At 43.5% G+C, this 15718-nt stretch carries 16 protein-coding genes; 6 read left to right on the top strand and 10 right to left on the bottom strand.

Annotated elements, in window-relative coordinates:
- Nucleotides 1–2: 2 nt before the first annotated feature.
- On the bottom strand, nucleotides 3–776 hold the full coding sequence (locus AAEZ00_RS13510; RefSeq protein WP_233768611.1) for an SDR family oxidoreductase: 774 nt from the start codon (nucleotides 774–776) through the stop codon (nucleotides 3–5).
- A 59-nt stretch (nucleotides 777–835) separates the two neighbouring features.
- Entirely contained in the window at nucleotides 836–2302 is a 1467-nt protein-coding gene (locus AAEZ00_RS13505; RefSeq protein WP_351088764.1) for a flavin-containing monooxygenase, read from the bottom strand.
- 185 nt (nucleotides 2303–2487) lie between these two features.
- Here AAEZ00_RS13505 and AAEZ00_RS13500 point away from each other — a divergent pair, with 185 nt between their 5' ends.
- Together AAEZ00_RS13500 and AAEZ00_RS13495 are read left to right on the top strand one after the other, a co-directional pair.
- Nucleotides 2488–3495, top strand: a complete 1008-nt coding sequence (locus AAEZ00_RS13500) for an AraC family transcriptional regulator (RefSeq protein WP_351088763.1) — start codon at nucleotides 2488–2490, stop codon at nucleotides 3493–3495.
- 292 nt (nucleotides 3496–3787) lie between these two features.
- The gene (locus AAEZ00_RS13495) at nucleotides 3788–4303 is read left to right on the top strand and encodes a hypothetical protein (protein WP_101033905.1); all 516 of its coding nucleotides are present in this window, start codon (nucleotides 3788–3790) and stop codon (nucleotides 4301–4303) included.
- Nucleotides 4304–4497: 194 nt separating this feature from the next.
- Here the strand turns inward: AAEZ00_RS13495 and AAEZ00_RS13490 are convergent, their stop codons facing one another.
- A complete protein-coding gene (locus AAEZ00_RS13490) occupies nucleotides 4498–5379 on the bottom strand; it encodes an EamA family transporter (protein ID WP_124012624.1) in 882 nt (293 codons plus the stop codon).
- Nucleotides 5380–5525: 146 nt separating this feature from the next.
- Here AAEZ00_RS13490 and AAEZ00_RS13485 point away from each other — a divergent pair, with 146 nt between their 5' ends.
- Nucleotides 5526–6017 carry a MarR family winged helix-turn-helix transcriptional regulator gene (locus AAEZ00_RS13485; RefSeq protein ID WP_124012623.1) on the top strand — a complete coding sequence of 164 codons (492 nt, stop codon included), beginning with the start codon at nucleotides 5526–5528 and terminating at the stop codon, nucleotides 6015–6017.
- A gap of 153 nt (nucleotides 6018–6170) precedes the next feature.
- On the opposite strand, the gene AAEZ00_RS13480 is transcribed toward AAEZ00_RS13485, so the two are convergent.
- From AAEZ00_RS13480 to AAEZ00_RS13470, 3 genes are all read right to left on the bottom strand, one after another.
- Complete coding sequence (locus AAEZ00_RS13480; protein ID WP_101033909.1) at nucleotides 6171–6422, bottom strand: DUF2999 family protein; 252 nt, start codon at nucleotides 6420–6422, stop codon at nucleotides 6171–6173.
- A gap of 154 nt (nucleotides 6423–6576) precedes the next feature.
- Nucleotides 6577–6960, bottom strand: a complete 384-nt coding sequence (locus AAEZ00_RS13475; RefSeq protein ID WP_124012622.1) for a hypothetical protein — start codon at nucleotides 6958–6960, stop codon at nucleotides 6577–6579.
- Nucleotides 6960–8528, bottom strand: coding sequence for a S41 family peptidase (locus AAEZ00_RS13470; RefSeq protein ID WP_124012694.1), 1569 nt, complete (start codon nucleotides 8526–8528; stop codon nucleotides 6960–6962). The genes AAEZ00_RS13475 and AAEZ00_RS13470 overlap by 1 nt, the downstream gene beginning before the upstream one ends.
- Nucleotides 8529–8775: 247 nt before the next feature.
- On the opposite strand from AAEZ00_RS13470, the gene AAEZ00_RS13465 reads away from it, so the two are divergent.
- A complete protein-coding gene (locus tag AAEZ00_RS13465; RefSeq protein ID WP_124012621.1) occupies nucleotides 8776–9501 on the top strand; it encodes an arginine N-succinyltransferase in 726 nt (241 codons plus the stop codon).
- Nucleotides 9502–9676: 175 nt separating this feature from the next.
- On the opposite strand, the gene AAEZ00_RS13460 is transcribed toward AAEZ00_RS13465, so the two are convergent.
- Together AAEZ00_RS13460 and AAEZ00_RS13455 are read right to left on the bottom strand one after the other, a co-directional pair.
- On the bottom strand, nucleotides 9677–9955 hold the full coding sequence (locus AAEZ00_RS13460; protein WP_011639051.1) for a peptidylprolyl isomerase: 279 nt from the start codon (nucleotides 9953–9955) through the stop codon (nucleotides 9677–9679).
- 160 nt (nucleotides 9956–10115) lie between these two features.
- On the bottom strand, nucleotides 10116–10409 hold the full coding sequence (locus AAEZ00_RS13455) for a hypothetical protein (RefSeq protein ID WP_351088760.1): 294 nt from the start codon (nucleotides 10407–10409) through the stop codon (nucleotides 10116–10118).
- Between the two features lie 313 nt (nucleotides 10410–10722).
- Here AAEZ00_RS13455 and AAEZ00_RS13450 point away from each other — a divergent pair, with 313 nt between their 5' ends.
- Nucleotides 10723–12816: a prolyl oligopeptidase family serine peptidase gene (locus AAEZ00_RS13450; RefSeq protein ID WP_124012619.1), complete on the top strand. Its 2094-nt coding sequence runs from the start codon at nucleotides 10723–10725 to the stop codon at nucleotides 12814–12816.
- 245 nt (nucleotides 12817–13061) lie between these two features.
- Here the strand turns inward: AAEZ00_RS13450 and AAEZ00_RS13445 are convergent, their stop codons facing one another.
- Both AAEZ00_RS13445 and AAEZ00_RS13440 read right to left on the bottom strand, forming a co-directional pair.
- On the bottom strand, nucleotides 13062–13634 hold the full coding sequence (locus AAEZ00_RS13445; RefSeq protein WP_233768612.1) for a hypothetical protein: 573 nt from the start codon (nucleotides 13632–13634) through the stop codon (nucleotides 13062–13064).
- Nucleotides 13635–13641: 7 nt separating this feature from the next.
- The gene (locus AAEZ00_RS13440) at nucleotides 13642–14463 is read right to left on the bottom strand and encodes a cytochrome c3 family protein (RefSeq protein ID WP_351088758.1); all 822 of its coding nucleotides are present in this window, start codon (nucleotides 14461–14463) and stop codon (nucleotides 13642–13644) included.
- Between the two features lie 463 nt (nucleotides 14464–14926).
- Here AAEZ00_RS13440 and AAEZ00_RS13435 point away from each other — a divergent pair, with 463 nt between their 5' ends.
- Entirely contained in the window at nucleotides 14927–15715 is a 789-nt protein-coding gene (locus AAEZ00_RS13435; protein WP_101033918.1) for a winged helix-turn-helix domain-containing protein, read from the top strand.
- Nucleotides 15716–15718: the final 3 nt, after the last annotated feature.

Raw genomic sequence — 15718 nt, 5'->3', positions numbered from 1 at the left:
CTTTATCGACTTAACCACTTCATTGCTAGGCGATTGATAAGCGCTGGTGATACGTTACTTAATCTATGTAATAGGCCATAAAAAACACTCACCGTTCTGTGGGTTTTAGGCTGCCTTACTTGCTTATCTATCACTGCTACCACATCTTCTGCGGTGATATTAACACCGAGTCGTTGCATGACTTTTGCAGTGTTTTTCTGTGACTTAAGCATATTGGTGGCGACAAAGGGCGGCATAACATCGCATACACTGATGCCGTATTTTTGCCATTCTAGTTCTAGCGCCTCGGTAAGCGCTTTTACGGCAAACTTACTGGCCGAATAGCTGGCCAATTCTGGCACTCCGTAATCGCTGCTGGCTGACGACATATTGATAATGGTACTTGTGCCATTGTTGTTTAAATATGGCCATGCAGCATGACATAGGTTCATTACACCGATGACATTGACACTTAGCGTGCGCTGATGCTGTTCGATAGGTATGTCTTCAAAAGGACCTATCTCCAATATGCCGGCGTTATTGAGTAATACCGCTAAGCTATTATTATGTTCAGCACAAAATTCGGCCACAACATTTTGTGCTTGGGTAAAATCACTGACATCAAGTTGAAATAGCCGCACCCGAGCGTGATCCCATGGTTTGGTGACGTCTTTTAATAGCGCTAAATTTAGGTCGGCCATACCGACCCAGTAGCCCATTTTATGAAAGTGCCGTGCTGCCGCTAAGCCAATGCCGGAAGCCGCGCCGGTAATCAAGATGGTGTTTTTGTTCATCATAAAATCCAGTTAATCGTTACCGCTAATCGTTACCGCTAGTCGTTACCATTAGTCGCCAATTAAAATGATCGGGTATTAAGGTGTTCCATCTGCGGCTGTTTCATTTCATCCACCCATCGCTGCCAAGTATAAGGCCATAAAATTGGGTCGCCATCGGCATCTAAATACCAACTTTGGCATCCACCGACCCAGCTCGTACCCTTTAACCCTTCCTTTACGTAGGCATTAAAATCGTCAATGGCTTGTTGCTTGGCTTCAAACTCATCAAATTCATGGTCACGCCATTTATCAATCATTTTAATCACGTAATCAGCTTGAACCTCGCTCATGGCGATAACCGAAAAGTTACCAATTGGGGTATTGGGGCCGAGCATTAAAAAGAAGTTAGGGTAGTCGCTGAGCAGCATTGATCGATAGGCTTTGATCTTATGTTGCCAAGCTTTATCAATGTGTAAATTGTTACGCCCAATTAGATTCATTGGGCGCATAAAATTAAATGCATTAAACCCCGTCGATAAAACCAACACGTCTAGATCATGGTGTTTACCGTCTGTAGTGATAATGCCTGTTTCAGTTATGCGCTCAATGGCCGCTGTTATTAACTCAGCATTGGGTTTTTGAATGGCTTTATAAAAGGTGGTGTTGATAATGACCCGTTTACAGCCTACTTGATAATGAGGTCGTAGCTTTTCCCGTAAGGTTTTGTCTTTGATGCTTAATCGTAAATTGGCTTTACACAAAAAATTTAACACATGCTTTTGGATAAAGTGACCCGTTACCGCTTTGGTAAAAAAATGTTCTAGAAATAACTTGCCCGTATTGCGATGAATTTTGGTGATGATGGGAAAGCGAGCCATTAACTTTCTGCTGGTGTTTGAAAAAGTAAAATCGGGCAGGTGCATTAGCCATTGTGGTGTGCGCTGAAAAACCGAGACTTTAGCACCGGTTTTAATCAATTCGGGTATGGCTTGTGCGGCGGTTGACCCTGTACCTATCACCCCAACCCGGGTTGCAGCGGATATGTCGACGTCGTGGTTCCATTGGGCGGTATGAAATGTCGTACCTTTAAAATCTGCTAGTCCGGGAATGTCTGGAAATTGCGGATGATGCAAAATGCCCGTGGCGCACACTATAAAATCGGCAATATAGGTTTGCTGTTGGCTGGTTTTTACGGTCCATTTGCCATTGGCATATTGTGCGTCAGTAACCGCTTCGTTAAAGCGGATGTCTCGTTTAACCTCATACTTATCTGCCACGTGCTCGAAGTATTGTTTAATCTCTGGTCCATGGGCAAAAAAGCGACTCCAGTTGGGATTAGGTTCAAATGAATAGGTATACATGTGAGCGGGTACATCGCAGGCAGCCCCTGGATAAGTGTTTTCTCGCCACGTTCCGCCGACGCAGTCTTTTTTCTCTAGAACTACAATGTCAGTGATACCAGCTTGGCGCAGTTTAATGGTCATTAAGATGCCCGTCATGCCTGCGCCAATGATGACAACCGAAGGGTTTCGCTTTACTTGGTTCATCGGGACCCTCAATGATGACTATCGTTATTCGCTGTTGTTATTGCTGCTTTGAGTAATAATGCCTCTAAGCATTCAAAGAATGTTAACGATTTGTATTATCCTTCCAGCATAGGAAACTATTGTTAATTGATCTACACGCTAAAGGGACGTATATTTGTGATTTTAAGACATGGCGGCCATCAGTTATGACATTTCGCAGCATTACCAGTGTGCAAATTATTGTTTCTTATGGCATCGAGCTGGGTATTGATGAGGATCGGTTGCTGCAAGGGTCGGGTCTGGTGAGCGCCCAATTAGCAGATCACGACCAACTGGTCGAAGGCAAACAAGAATTACAGGTGTTAAATAACCTCATGCTCAATACCTCATGCCCATTTAAGGTGGGAATGGCGTTAGGCTGCCGTTATCACCTGACCAGTTATGGCATCATGGGCTATGCCCTATTGGCGAGCAGTACTGCGAGAAAGGCGATTGAATTAGGCTTACGTTATCTAGATTTAACCTATGTTTTTTCACAGATAACATTAACTGAGCTTAAAGACGATTTATCCCTAAGGTTCTCATGCGACATTCCTGGTGAGTTAGGCGAACTGGTGTTAGTCAGAGACATGTTGGGCGCCGCTATGATCCAACGAGAAGTATTTGAAAGTAACGACTGGCCGATACAATTGCAGTTTACGTCGCCCCAGCCCGCAGGCTTGTCACTCGAAGATATAAAGCAAAGACTGGGTGCTGAGATTGAGTTTAATGCCAGCTATAACGGTTTTGCTGGATTGGCACCACTATTAGATCTGCCATTGATAAAAGCCAATGAAGCTACCGCGAGACTATGTGAAGCGCAGTGCATTCAGTTGTTGCAACAAAAGCAAAACTGGCAGCCCACAGCAAAGTTGGTAAAAGACACCTTAGTACACTTAGGCTTAACGGCGTCAATGCAAGATATCGCCCACCATTTAGCGCGAACCACTCGCACTTTACATCGTCAACTAACACTAGAACAAACCAGTTGGCGCCAAGTGCGTGATGATGTTCGTTTTGGCATCGCCGAAGCGTTATTATTAACGCCGATACAACTTGATGAAATTGCTGAACGCCTTGGTTTTAGTGATGGGGCTAATTTTAGCCACAGCTTTAAGCGCTGCAAAAACATGACCCCAAGCCAGTATCGAAAGCAGGTAAAAAAACAGCGATAGCCACCTGTGCGACATAAGCAAAGAGCCGCTAAAATTTAAAACATAGAGCTTAAAATATAGAGCTTCGAGCCAAAATAAGTGGGTGCGAGCTTATAAAAACTTGGCTAAACTGTTAATCGACTTAGTAAAAAGAGTGAGTGTATATCGGCGTAACCAAGATGGCAGCTTTGAAGATGTCTTTAGGGTAACGTTATTTGAGCCCGAAAAATAAAGATCTCAATTAGCTTAATAAAATCCTTTTGCCGCTTAGCTGCGTATAAAGGGATTAGGAATTTATCAAAAAGGACTACAGATGCGTTATTTAATGATTATTGCAAGTTTATTGCTACTTAGTGCTTGTAGCACTAGTTATCCAAATCAGGCTATTACAGGGCAAGCTTTCCCGTCTGTATCAGGGCAAAACCTTGAAGAAAAGTCTATGACCTTGCCTGACGATTTAAAAGGTGAAGTGGCGTTATTATTGATCGGTTACAAGCAAGACTCTCAGTTTGACATTGATCGCTGGTTGATTGGTTTAGACATGACCCAAACTCAAGTTTCGGTATTTGAGGTTCCGACAATACAGGGACTGTTTCCTAGAATGTTCAGTACATTTATTGATAATGGCATGCGTTCAGGAATACCTAAACCGCTTTGGAAAGGCGTAGTTACTGTCTATAAAGATGGTGAAAAAGTACAAGCCTTTACCGGTAATGAAAAACCAAACAATACTCGAGTGGTGCTATTAAATGCACAAGGTAAAGTGATTTACTTTTATGACCAAGGCTTTTCAGTTGATGCACTCAATCAGTTAAGAGCAATGCTGTAATTGCCAGCTAAGTAACTAGTCTAGTCACTCGCTTAATTTTTAGTCTATTAGCCACTAAGCGACTAGCTTAATGGCTAGAGTGACCAACTTAGTTACGAGTCTCATTACTCGCTAAGTTACTCGCTTAAAGGCTAGAGCGACTAGCTTAGTTACAAATCTAGTTACTCGCTAAGCGCCTAATTTTAATCGCTAGCCTAAGTGCTGGGTATTCTTTGGCGTAACAACTGAATTAATGTTGGCGCGATAGAGGCTAAAATCATCCCGCTCATCAACAGATATTGCTGTGGTGTGTATGACTCACCCATTAATACCAGGCCGCAGACTATACCTGCTACTGGGTTGGCAATGCCGCCAAAAGTGAAGTCGACCACTGACATGCGTTGTAATAACCACACATACATACTGTAACCGAGTACGGTGTTGAGTAAGATTATCCAGCTGATGCCTAAACCATTAGTTAGACTAAATTGGTTTACCACATTGAGGTATTGCTCAGGTGAAAACAGTGCCTGAATTCCTGCTGCAACCAATAAGAATGCACCGCCGATAACGAGTTGCCAGGTTAATATTGTCCACCAATGAATCCGCGAACCTAACGATTTAGTTACCGTGCTGCCGATAATAATACAGCTGATAGCCGCCAGCATCGCCACTAATCCGATCGGATTTAAGCTGATCGAATTTGGATCAAACAGCATCCAAGCTAAGGCCATTAAGATAGCGCCAGAAAAGGCTTGCTGCAGATTCGGGCGCTTTTTACTGCTAACCCAATGAAATAACATCGCGAAAACCGGCACTGAAATCATACCAATACCAGAAATGGCCGACGGAAGTGTGAGTGCCATAATAAAAATCAAACTGAAAAATACCGCAATATTGATTGCGCCGAGTTTAATCAAAATGGGCCAGTCTGCCTTTAGAGGTCGGCTAGGTTTTATTGCCAATAATATCAGTCCAGCAGGCAACGCACGTAGGGCACCGAGTAATAATGGTGGCCAGTCGGGCAAGGTGAACTGGGTCATCGCATAAGTGGTACCCCAAAAAAATGCTGGGATCATGGCCAGTAAAATATTCATTAACTACCTTTGTATTAAATATCTTCACGTAAAGATAAGTATCAATTCTGAACCGTTAAGTTATTTTTGTAAAGTACCTTTTTATGAAGTATCTTTACATTAAGTTTTTAACTTGTGTTTTGAGTGGCAAATGATAAGGGTGAGGTATGGAGGATATTGATAGAGTGGTAGCACAATGGGGCGAACAAAAGCCGCATTTAGATACGCTACCAATGGCGTTACTTGGGCGCTTTTTGCGTTTGCAAAAACACATTGAAGCCGAAATATCCGCTTGCCATAAACAGTTTGGCTTGACCATGGGTGAGTTTGATGTGCTGGCGACATTAAGACGTGCAGGTAAGCCTTATATCTTAACCCCTTCAGGGTTATTATCGTCAATGATGTTAACCTCTGGCGCGATGACAAATCGTTTAGATAAGCTTGAATATAAAGACTTAATTGCACGTGTACACAGCACTGAAGACAGGCGCAGTGTCTCGGTTGGCTTGACTGAAAAAGGTCTTGTCACCATAGATGAAGTGATTGAACAGCACGTGAAAATTCAGCACAAACTGGTCCAAAGCCTGTCTGATGCTGAAGTGCCCGAATTGAACCAACTACTCAAAAATTGGTTAACTGCTTTTGAGGGACGCCAATAGTGGGTCTATTGTAAGTCAATAACACGCAGTTATCAGGTCAAAGTGCTGTTTAATAAACGTTTATTATCCCGAGTTAAGATATGCTATAAAAAACGGCCAGTGTCTTTAAGACCCTAGCCGTTTTTGTTATTGCAGGTTGAAAAGGCTTTGCGCTTATGGCTGTAGCTGCGCTTTTGCTGCTTCAACTTTTGAAAAGTCTAAACCCAGTTCATCGACTGCTTCTTTGATTAAGGTTGGGTTTTGCATAACCATGCCCATCAATTGTTGTAGCTTATCCGCAGGGATCCCTAACTGGCCAATAGTCGCCATTGCGGCAAATGGGTTTTCAGTCAACGTCTGGAACAGCTCATTAATTTGCGCGTCACTGATATTGTGTTCTTTGAAGATGGCAAGAATAGGGTTCATTACGATACCTTGTGTGATCGTTGATGTTAAACATAGGCTAATTCTACCACATAACTGCGGTAGTAAGTTTTCATGGCGCTGGATACCAAGCCGTTAAGCTTGATCTGTATAAATGGCCCGACCGCAAGTGATATGCGCTCGGGCCATTTATCCGTTATTTTTCAGCGGCGCAACGTGCTTGCGACAACGAGGTGGTATTGCCGCTTTGCACATGACGCAATAGGCAATTATCGCCTTGTTTAAGCAGTTGCACAGTGACTGGCATCTCAGTACTGCGCCCCATTATGAGCAAACCATTAGCATCCTTGTGCTGCGCACGTTCAATCACTTCTTGGCTCAACTGTGTGAAGGCATCGTCTGCGATTAATACATTACTTGCCCCTAACAAAGTTGCCAATGCTTGTTGTAACTCAGCATGGATTTGGCTGCTTGGGTTGGTCAGTGTTGCACGTTGCATTTGGGCTGGCGACTCGTTTGCCGTTGCACCACAGCCGCCCACCGCCAATATCGCCAGTATGCCAATTAATTGCTTTAGCATTATTGCTCCAAAGCCAATGGCGTGAGAATACGGTTATTTTTAAGCACATTTTGATTACGTGTGTCTTGCAGCATAAAGCCTGGGTCGACAAAGGGATCTTGTGCTGGTGCGCGTGCGACTGCAGTTGCTGTCGATGGGCAGCGGTTGTTGTCGCGATAAAATAAGGCTGCACTCAATAATCTTTCGTTGGTATCACCTAATGCGTGCCCAAGGTCGTCGGCTAGCTCGCAACCTGGTACTTCGCTGTCTACGGTTGGATTGGTTGATGGCATAAAACCGTCAGAATACTCGCCAAAGCCTTTATCATTTACCCCTTTAAACTGGATGGTAAAATATGTTGTGTCGCAGTTATTGGTGGGGTAAAAGCCGTATGGTTTTCCACAGGTGGTCTCGCCGAGTTGAATTACCTCAACATCAATACCGCGAAGGGCATTCATTAAGGCTTCACTGGCAGAACAGGTACCTGGCGTTGTTAGTACAAATACCCGCTTAAGATTTAACGAAGGCAGTGGGACTCCGCTGCTAAGCAATGAAGTATTAAATCCAATTGATTCAGGAATAAACGGCATCGGCGTTAAGGCTTCGCGGGTAACGGGATTAACGGTAGGGTATTTGTCATTAAAGCTGGTGCGTTCAAATACTCGGTTGGCTGTAGCATTATCGCCGGCAATCATGTAGCCCATTTGGCTGGCGAGGGCTAACAATCCGCCGCCGTTATAGCGAATATCCACGACTAAATCGTCAACTTGCGCGTTGCTGAGCAAAGTCATGGCATCGTATAAACCTTTTTCAGCGGTTGCGATGTGGGCGTTAAATTGTAAATAACCCACTTTGCCACTAGCCGTTTGAATGATTTTGGTGTTTTGTACTGGTGTTGATACCACAGTGCTAGCAGAGAGTGTCACGGTGCGGTCTGTTTGTGCATCTAAATCACGAAGCGTAAACACGGTTTGCTTGCCACTGGTGCTGGGGAATAAACCTGCATTTATGGTGTCGATACTGCCGCTGTCATTGGCATCTGCGACGCTTACGCCGTCAACAGTGACAATAATAGCGCCACGGCTAATGTCTGCATCACTCGCTGGCGAGTTGGGTTCGTTGTAAGCCACAGTGACTTGTCGTGAAATACCTGCTGAAGCGTTACGCAAATTTAGCGTCATGCCATAACCAACCGAGGCGCCGGATCCATTGAGTAATTCCCATTCTGCTGTCGACATGGAAAAGTGAAAGTTATCTTTGAGGTTACCAGTGTCAGACAATTCTTCTGTTTTAAGCAGTTCAAAATATTCTGCTACGTTATAGGGCGCCGGATCGCGATCAATAATTTCGTTGTACCACAGGTAGGTGTCATTACTCCATGAGCGGAGCCACAGCTTTTGGGTTAATGGCGCGCTGCACTGATTTGCTAAGGTCGAATCGTCAGCAAATTGGCCTGCAACCCACTGAGGTGAGGTAGACCCTGTATTGGTGCTGTCATCGCCGCCAGATGAACCGCCACAAGCGGTTAATAGCAGCAAGCTGGCGCTGATAATCAATGGGGCTAATATGTGTCTAGGGAGTAACTTCATCATAATCCTTTAATATACTCAGATGTCATGGTTAATTTGAGTCTTTTATTATTTACAACTTTATTACAATTGACTTGATTTGTAACTCGGTTTATTGAACAAAGATAAGATTTAACAACCATGCTATCTGCGGTGTAATGATACTTTTATACGAGGGCATCCGTTGCAATGTTCAGTTTATAGTTGCTGTTTAACTAAAGAGAGCATTACCATGATAGGCCAACATAGAATAAAAAAAGGCGAGTCAATGCGAGCTTCATTAATCAATATCTCGGCGCTATGCCGTCGGCAAGGTGGCGCGTCTGGGGTTAAACTACTGCTGATTATTTTAGCGACCATGTTGGTGACTGTGGGATTAACATTTTTTATTATCCGCACTTATATCTTCCCGTCGCCGTTAACCCCCGTCACCTTAACGGCCAAAGAAACTCAACAGCTAGACCATAAACTGGCACAATTGGGCTGGCAAGCTGAGCCTAGCACTCAAGTGAGTCAATCGTCAGATCCCAACAAGCGAAGCAATCGTGGCAATAATAACAGCGCAGAGTTAACCCCACAGGCCTATCGAGAATTTGACGCCGACCGTCAGGTGACCTTTAGTGAAAAAGAAGTTAATTCAATGATTGGCCGCAATCCTGATTTTGCGCAGCGTGTCGCGATTGATTTTTCCAATAATTTAGCCAGCGCCAAAATGCTGATCCCCATCCCAGAAGATTTCCCGATTATGGCAGGGGAGATTTTACGAGTGAATACAGGGCTAGATATTCATTTAGACGCTAATCGTCGCCCGGTGGTCGCTCTGGTTGGCGTGAGCTTAATGGGCGTACCTATCCCGAATGCCTGGCTTGGGAATATGAAAAACGTCAATTTGGTGGGTGAGTTTGGCGATCGCGGCTTTTGGAATGCGTTTGCCGATGGTGTGGATGATATTCAAATTCGTGACGGTGAGCTGTCGATCAAACTGCGAGAGTAAATTTTGTAAACCGAGGGTGTTTTGAAAAGTGGGCATTGATATCAAGCCCACTATTTACCATTTACTTATCACAAGATTGTTCTGGACTGATTTATTCTAAGAGCGACTCATGCTAAGAACGACTATTCTAGGTGCGACTCATTCTAAGATCGACCATTTCTAGGTACGAGTATTTCTAGGTGCGATAAAGTACCTTCACCACATGCCAACCAAATTTGGTTTTGACTAAGTGTGGGGTAATTAATTCACCGTTGAAACACACTTTGTCAAATGGTGGCACCATCTGACCTTTTTTGAACTCACCTAAGTTACCACCACTTTTAGCTGAAGGGCAGCTAGAATGCTTTTTGGCTAACACGTCAAACTTGGCGCCATTATTAAGCTGCTTGATGATGTCTTCAGCTTGAGTTTGGTGTTTAACTAATATATGTAATGCTGCTGCGGTTTTGGCCATGATGTCGGTCTTAGTGTCGCTGTAGTTAGCGCATTATTATACCTGCTTTGTCAGCTAAATTGGCAGTAGATCCTTACCCGAATAATATATTCAATCCCATAAGGTCAAAGATGGTGAGCATTGAGTGATGTTTACACCATTATGTTGCCGGGTGACCAAGTCAATCTCTCGCCAAAAAAATCAATTGTAAACACAGCACGAGAGTAAAGAGGATTACGCCAACAATAACGATTGCCAGCACGAATAATAAGCTTGAAAACTGAATACACGGTGAATCAAAATGCGCTAAACAGAATTGCGTAAATTGACTGAAAACTGCCAAAGTCTCATAGGTAAACATCAATAATAGTGTTGCAATAATGATCACTGGCAGGTAAAAACCATATTGAGGTTTAGTCCAGCGTTGCCGCTTAGCTTTGCTCACAAAAAACGCATTCAAGAGTGTGTTTGACATGGGTATTCAGGCAGTCCAATGACGCGCTTACTATGGCGCACTTTAGCGTAAGACAACCGTGTTGAGATTTGCATCGTTCATGCTTTTCTTAGGCTGAATACGCTTACAAGCTCAGTTAGCTATGGCATATTATCTCATTGGGACTGGCCATTTTCGTGCCGTTGTCAGTGATATTCATTACGCTAACCAGTCAATCCGCTAGGCATAACTTGCTATCGTTTGCGCAAGTTTAGTGATTAAACACTGTTTAAATGGATTACAGTATTGGCAAGTTTATAAAATACCGCGAGCAGATAATGAAAAGGAAATTTTAATGCTTAAGCGAATCATACCATTATGTATAGCGAGTGCGATGACTATGGCAACACCTGTTCATGCAGAAGAAGACAAATATATTTGGCTAGAAGATGTTGAAGGCGCAAAGCCAATGGAATGGGTTAAGCAGCAAAATGCCCTGTCTGCGGCCCACATTAAGGCGTACCCAGGTTTTGATAATCTGGTGGCAAACAGCCTAGAGATCTTAAACGATAAAGCGCGTATCCCTTATGCCAGCCGCATTGGCGATTATTTGTATAATTTTTGGAAAGATGAAACCCACCAGCGTGGCATTTATCGCCGTACCACGTTAGCTGAATTCGCCAAAGCGCAACCTAACTGGGAAACAGTGCTTGATATTGATGCCCTCGGTAAAGCCGAGGGGGTTAATTGGGTATTTAAGGGCATTGAATGCCAATATCCACAAAACGAGCGCTGCTTGGTGTCCTTGTCTCGCGGGGGTGCAGATGCTGCTGAAGTACGCGAATTTAATTTAACCACTAAATCTTTTGTCGACAGTACTCAGCAGCCGTTTGTGTTGGCTGAGGCGAAGTCAATGCTAAGCTGGATTGATAAAGATAGCGTGTTTGTTGGTACTGATTTTGGTGATGGGCAAAGCATGACCGATTCAGGCTACCCAAGTGTGGTTAAATTGTGGCAACGCGGTACGCCATTGTCTGCCGCTAAATTAGTGTTTAGAGGCGATAAAACATCCGTTGCGGTGTCGGGTTATGTGATGTTTGATGATAAAACACCACTGAATATTGTCACCGAAAGCTTAACTTTTTACACTGCGAAACATTATGTTTATCAAAATAAAAAGCTGGTCTCGCTGCCTATTCCTGAGGATGCAGATTTAAAAGGCTACTTTAAGGGGCAGCTGTATATTGAGTTAAAAAGTGATTTAGTCACTAAAAAAGGTACTTTTAAACAAGGTGCCATCGTCTACACCCCAGTCGATAAGCTGATTGCGCAAAAACCAGCGTTTAGTGAATTGGTATCGCCAACGAAGCACGCCTCTATTTCGCAAGTGTCATTTAGCCAGAATGCTATTTTTGTCACTTGGTTAGATGATGTAAAAAGCCAACTTGTACGCTACATGCAAAATGATAAAGGTGATTGGCAAAGCAAGCCGGTACCCTTTGAAGCCAATGGCACCTTAAGTGTGTTTGATGTTGAACGTGATAGTGATGACTTTTTTGTTAACTACACCAGTTTTTTAGAGCCTGCCAGTTTATATCGCTTAAATGGCGCAAGCTTAAAAACAGATAAAATTAAAGCGATGCCACAGCAATTTGGCGCCGATAAGTTTGTCACCCAGCAGTATTTTGTCGAATCAAAAGACGGCACTAAAGTGCCTTATTTTGTGGTGATGGCTAAAGACATCAAACTCGATAACAGCAACCCTACGTTACTTTACGGTTATGGCGGTTTTGAAGTGTCTCGCTTGCCGGCCTATTCGGCCACTATTGGCAAAAACTGGTTAGAGCAGGGCGGTGTATACGTGCTTGCCAACATTCGTGGTGGTGGCGAATACGGCCCCGCTTGGCATCAAGCGGCGTTAAAACAACATCGTCATAAAGCGTATGAAGATTTTGAAGCCATTGCAGAAGACTTAATTGCCCGTAAAATCACCTCAAGCAAACATCTTGGCATTCAAGGTGGTAGTAATGGTGGCTTGCTAGTGGGCGCTGCATTTACTCGTCGCCCTGAGCTATATAACGCCGTAGTGTGTCAAGTGCCGTTATTGGATATGAAACGCTACAATAAGTTATTAGCAGGTGCCAGCTGGATGGGTGAATACGGTAATCCTGATATTGCACAAGAGTGGGCGTATATTAAAACCTACTCGCCGTATCATAATTTAACACCAGGGGTTACATACCCTAAAGTGTTTTTTACTACCTCAACACGTGATGATCGGGTTCATCCTGCACACGCGCGTAAAATGGTGGCTAAAATGGCAGATATGGGCATTGATGTGTTGTATTTTGAGAACATCGAAGGCGGCCATGCTGGCGCGGCAGATAACACTCAAGCTGCCGAGTTAAGCTCAATGGTTTACGCTTACTTAATGCAGCAGCTGCGTTAAAAAACTTGGTTAGTGATTAATAAAGAAAGGGTTTCAGTGCTGCTGAAGCCCTTTTTTATATTTTAGAATTCAACGTTGATTTTTACGCTAATTCTCACAGTGATGTTCACATTAGTGCATCGATGTTTAACCTACCCAATAATGAAAAAATTGCCGCAGTGAAGTACTGCGGCAAAATAGCCTGAAGCAAATGAGCGCGAGTGATCTTTTCGCGCCATTAGCTAGGGGGGTAGGCTCAATGACGATTAATTAGTGGCGCTAATTAACTCAATATCATTACTTGCCAGTGTGCCATTGATTTTAATGGCGACCTGGTAAAGCAGCGTCGCATTATCCGATGCTTTGCTTTGTAAGTCGAGGTCATGGACATTAAACGTATATGTACCGGTTGTGTCGGTGGCTTCCAATGTTCCAGTGCACTCATCGCTAGTTGAACTGTCGCATTGATAGCTTTGGGTGACATGCCAACGTTTCCAAGCCTTGGGTTTGGTTGACGCTGAGGCTGGGTCGGGAAAGCCAAAATACACAATATCGTAATCGGCTACGTTAGTGAGTGCTTCGCCGTCACTATTGGCAACGGTGAATGATAGTGCGCCAGTGGTGGCATCAAATGTGTCGAGTTTAACCACTACGCTGCTGGCATCATCGATACTAACGCCATCAATTACTGGCGGCACAACAACTGGCGGTACAACAACTGGAGGTACAACAACTACTGGTGGATCAATAACAGCCACGTCGTCATCGTTATCACTATTACAGCCAAACATTAGCAATGAACTGGCTAATATGGCGCTGAGATATTTAACTTTCATCATGCGCTCCTTAATTGTAATGGCCGGTATGACAAGTGGTGCATTCCATATCACTTTTCACGCTGGCGGCAGAACCCATGGTTTCGGTCACGCCATGACAAGACTGACACGCTTGCGCTTCTACAGACGGTTTAGCTTCTGGTAATACTGAAATATCTTCGCCGCCATAAGCGCGGTTTAGCAGATCAACAATATGATAAGCCATGCTGGCAGAAAGGCGTTTGCAGCGCTCACCTTTGAGTGCAAACACTTTACCTGATGCTGCAGACCAATTACTAATAGATGAATGGCATAGTGGGCTATTAGCGATTGAGGTTGCACCGACTTCTAATGATTTCTCTTCCGTAGAACCAATCCCAGCAATAAACTCAGCAGAGGATAAAGGCAAATCTGTCGTTTCATAGTAGCGGAATGAAGCACCAATAATGGCACTGTTTTGGCCATTAATGTCATCTAGGAAATTGATTAACATACCCGATGCATTCAAGTTTCCACAAAGTGTTCCTTGACCCACAACCCCTGCCCAACCATAACCGGCTAATGCTGTTGGTATGGTGGCAAATTTGCTGGCATCAGCACTGGTAGATGCTGCAAGCATAGTGATAATGGCATGGAAAACTTGGTGCATACAGCCGCCGCCAGTTTCATAGGCTAACTTAGCGGTTGCCATTGCATCTAAAGGTACATATTTGAGTTTTTCACCTAACTCTAAGCGGTAGTTACCGGCTTCATCGGTGGCGGCAAATGCCGATGTACCTAATAGTGTTGCCCCAGCAGCTGCGGTGCTTAATCCAATAATTTTTGTTAATGCTTGGCGTCTATTTATGCTCATTGTGGTTACCCTCTATATCATTGTTGTTATATTCAAGCGCTAATATTTGTTATGGCTTAGGCTTGTTTTGACATTCGTTGCTGGCCTGAATGTCGGCAGCAACGCGATGACCTAACAATAATCAATAGGGTTATTAATGGTGTGATTTATGCCCGATAAAACTGTTTTTAAAAAACCATTAAATTTAGCTAATAAACACTGACTATGACGGTCAAAAATAAATACCAAAAGCGCTTTTTTTGTGACAGTAGTCTTATTATTTATAAGATTTATGCATATTTATCTGTGTATTTATTGAAATTAACATCATGAAATTATGTGATTAACGTCTCAATTACATCATTGTTAGTCATTACACCTTACAAAATTTAAGGAATAATAGTGTGAAGATATCGGGATCACAGATTTCATAAGATTTTCTGCATACACTTTATCAATTGTTAACAGTATTGAGGCAGTTGATATGCAATTGGGCCATTGCAGGTTTGATATCGACAAAGGTGATCTGATCAATCAGGAAAGTGGCGTGGTGTGGCACCTTCCCCGAGCAGAGCTACATGTGCTGACATTATTGGTCGAGTATCAAGGCAAAGTTGTTGCTAAACCCTTATTAGAATCTGGCTATGGTGATAAATCGCATTTAAGCAGTGCTTCGGTGGCGCGAGCCATATTTACATTGCGGTCTTTTTTTGGGCCACAGCAGGAATCTCTTATTGAAACGGTTAAAGGTCAGGGCTACTTACTGCGGCATCATCGTCCTCGTAAGCAAACAGCAAGTGTATTACCGTCGATTATTCGCCGTCATTCTGGATTACTAATCGTAACGGCAATAATACTAATCGTTTGTAGCATTGCTGCAGTGAAACTGATGCAGCCTATTGTTACACCAACCCCGCCTTTGAGTGTCAATACCGTTAAACTCTTATCTGGAAGTACCGTTGATGTGATGCTCTATGCCCCATCAAGAACCAACAATGAGCAGTTGATTGAACTTGGGCAACAAATACAGCAAAGCTTTGCCGATTGTGACGTGAGCAGTTGGGAAAGAGTTTATTTATCATTGTCTCACGACAAGCAAGTATTGAACATTACCTTGCGGGGAGATCTCTTAGGGCAGTCTCTTATTCGTAATTTAAAAATCAGTGATTTAAGGCAGCCTAAACAGTTTGTTAATCGTGATTGGCTCAAGCAGGTGAATATTTGTGACACGATTAACGCACAGCTAGCCCAAACAAGTCAGCATTTGGAGTAATAA

This window comes from Shewanella sp. S1-49-MNA-CIBAN-0167 (genome assembly GCF_040310145.1).
GTDB classification, from domain to species: Bacteria; Pseudomonadota; Gammaproteobacteria; order Enterobacterales; family Shewanellaceae; genus Shewanella; species Shewanella psychromarinicola.
Note: the sequence above shows the minus strand (reverse complement) of the source record. Positions and strands in the feature narration are given on the sequence as shown.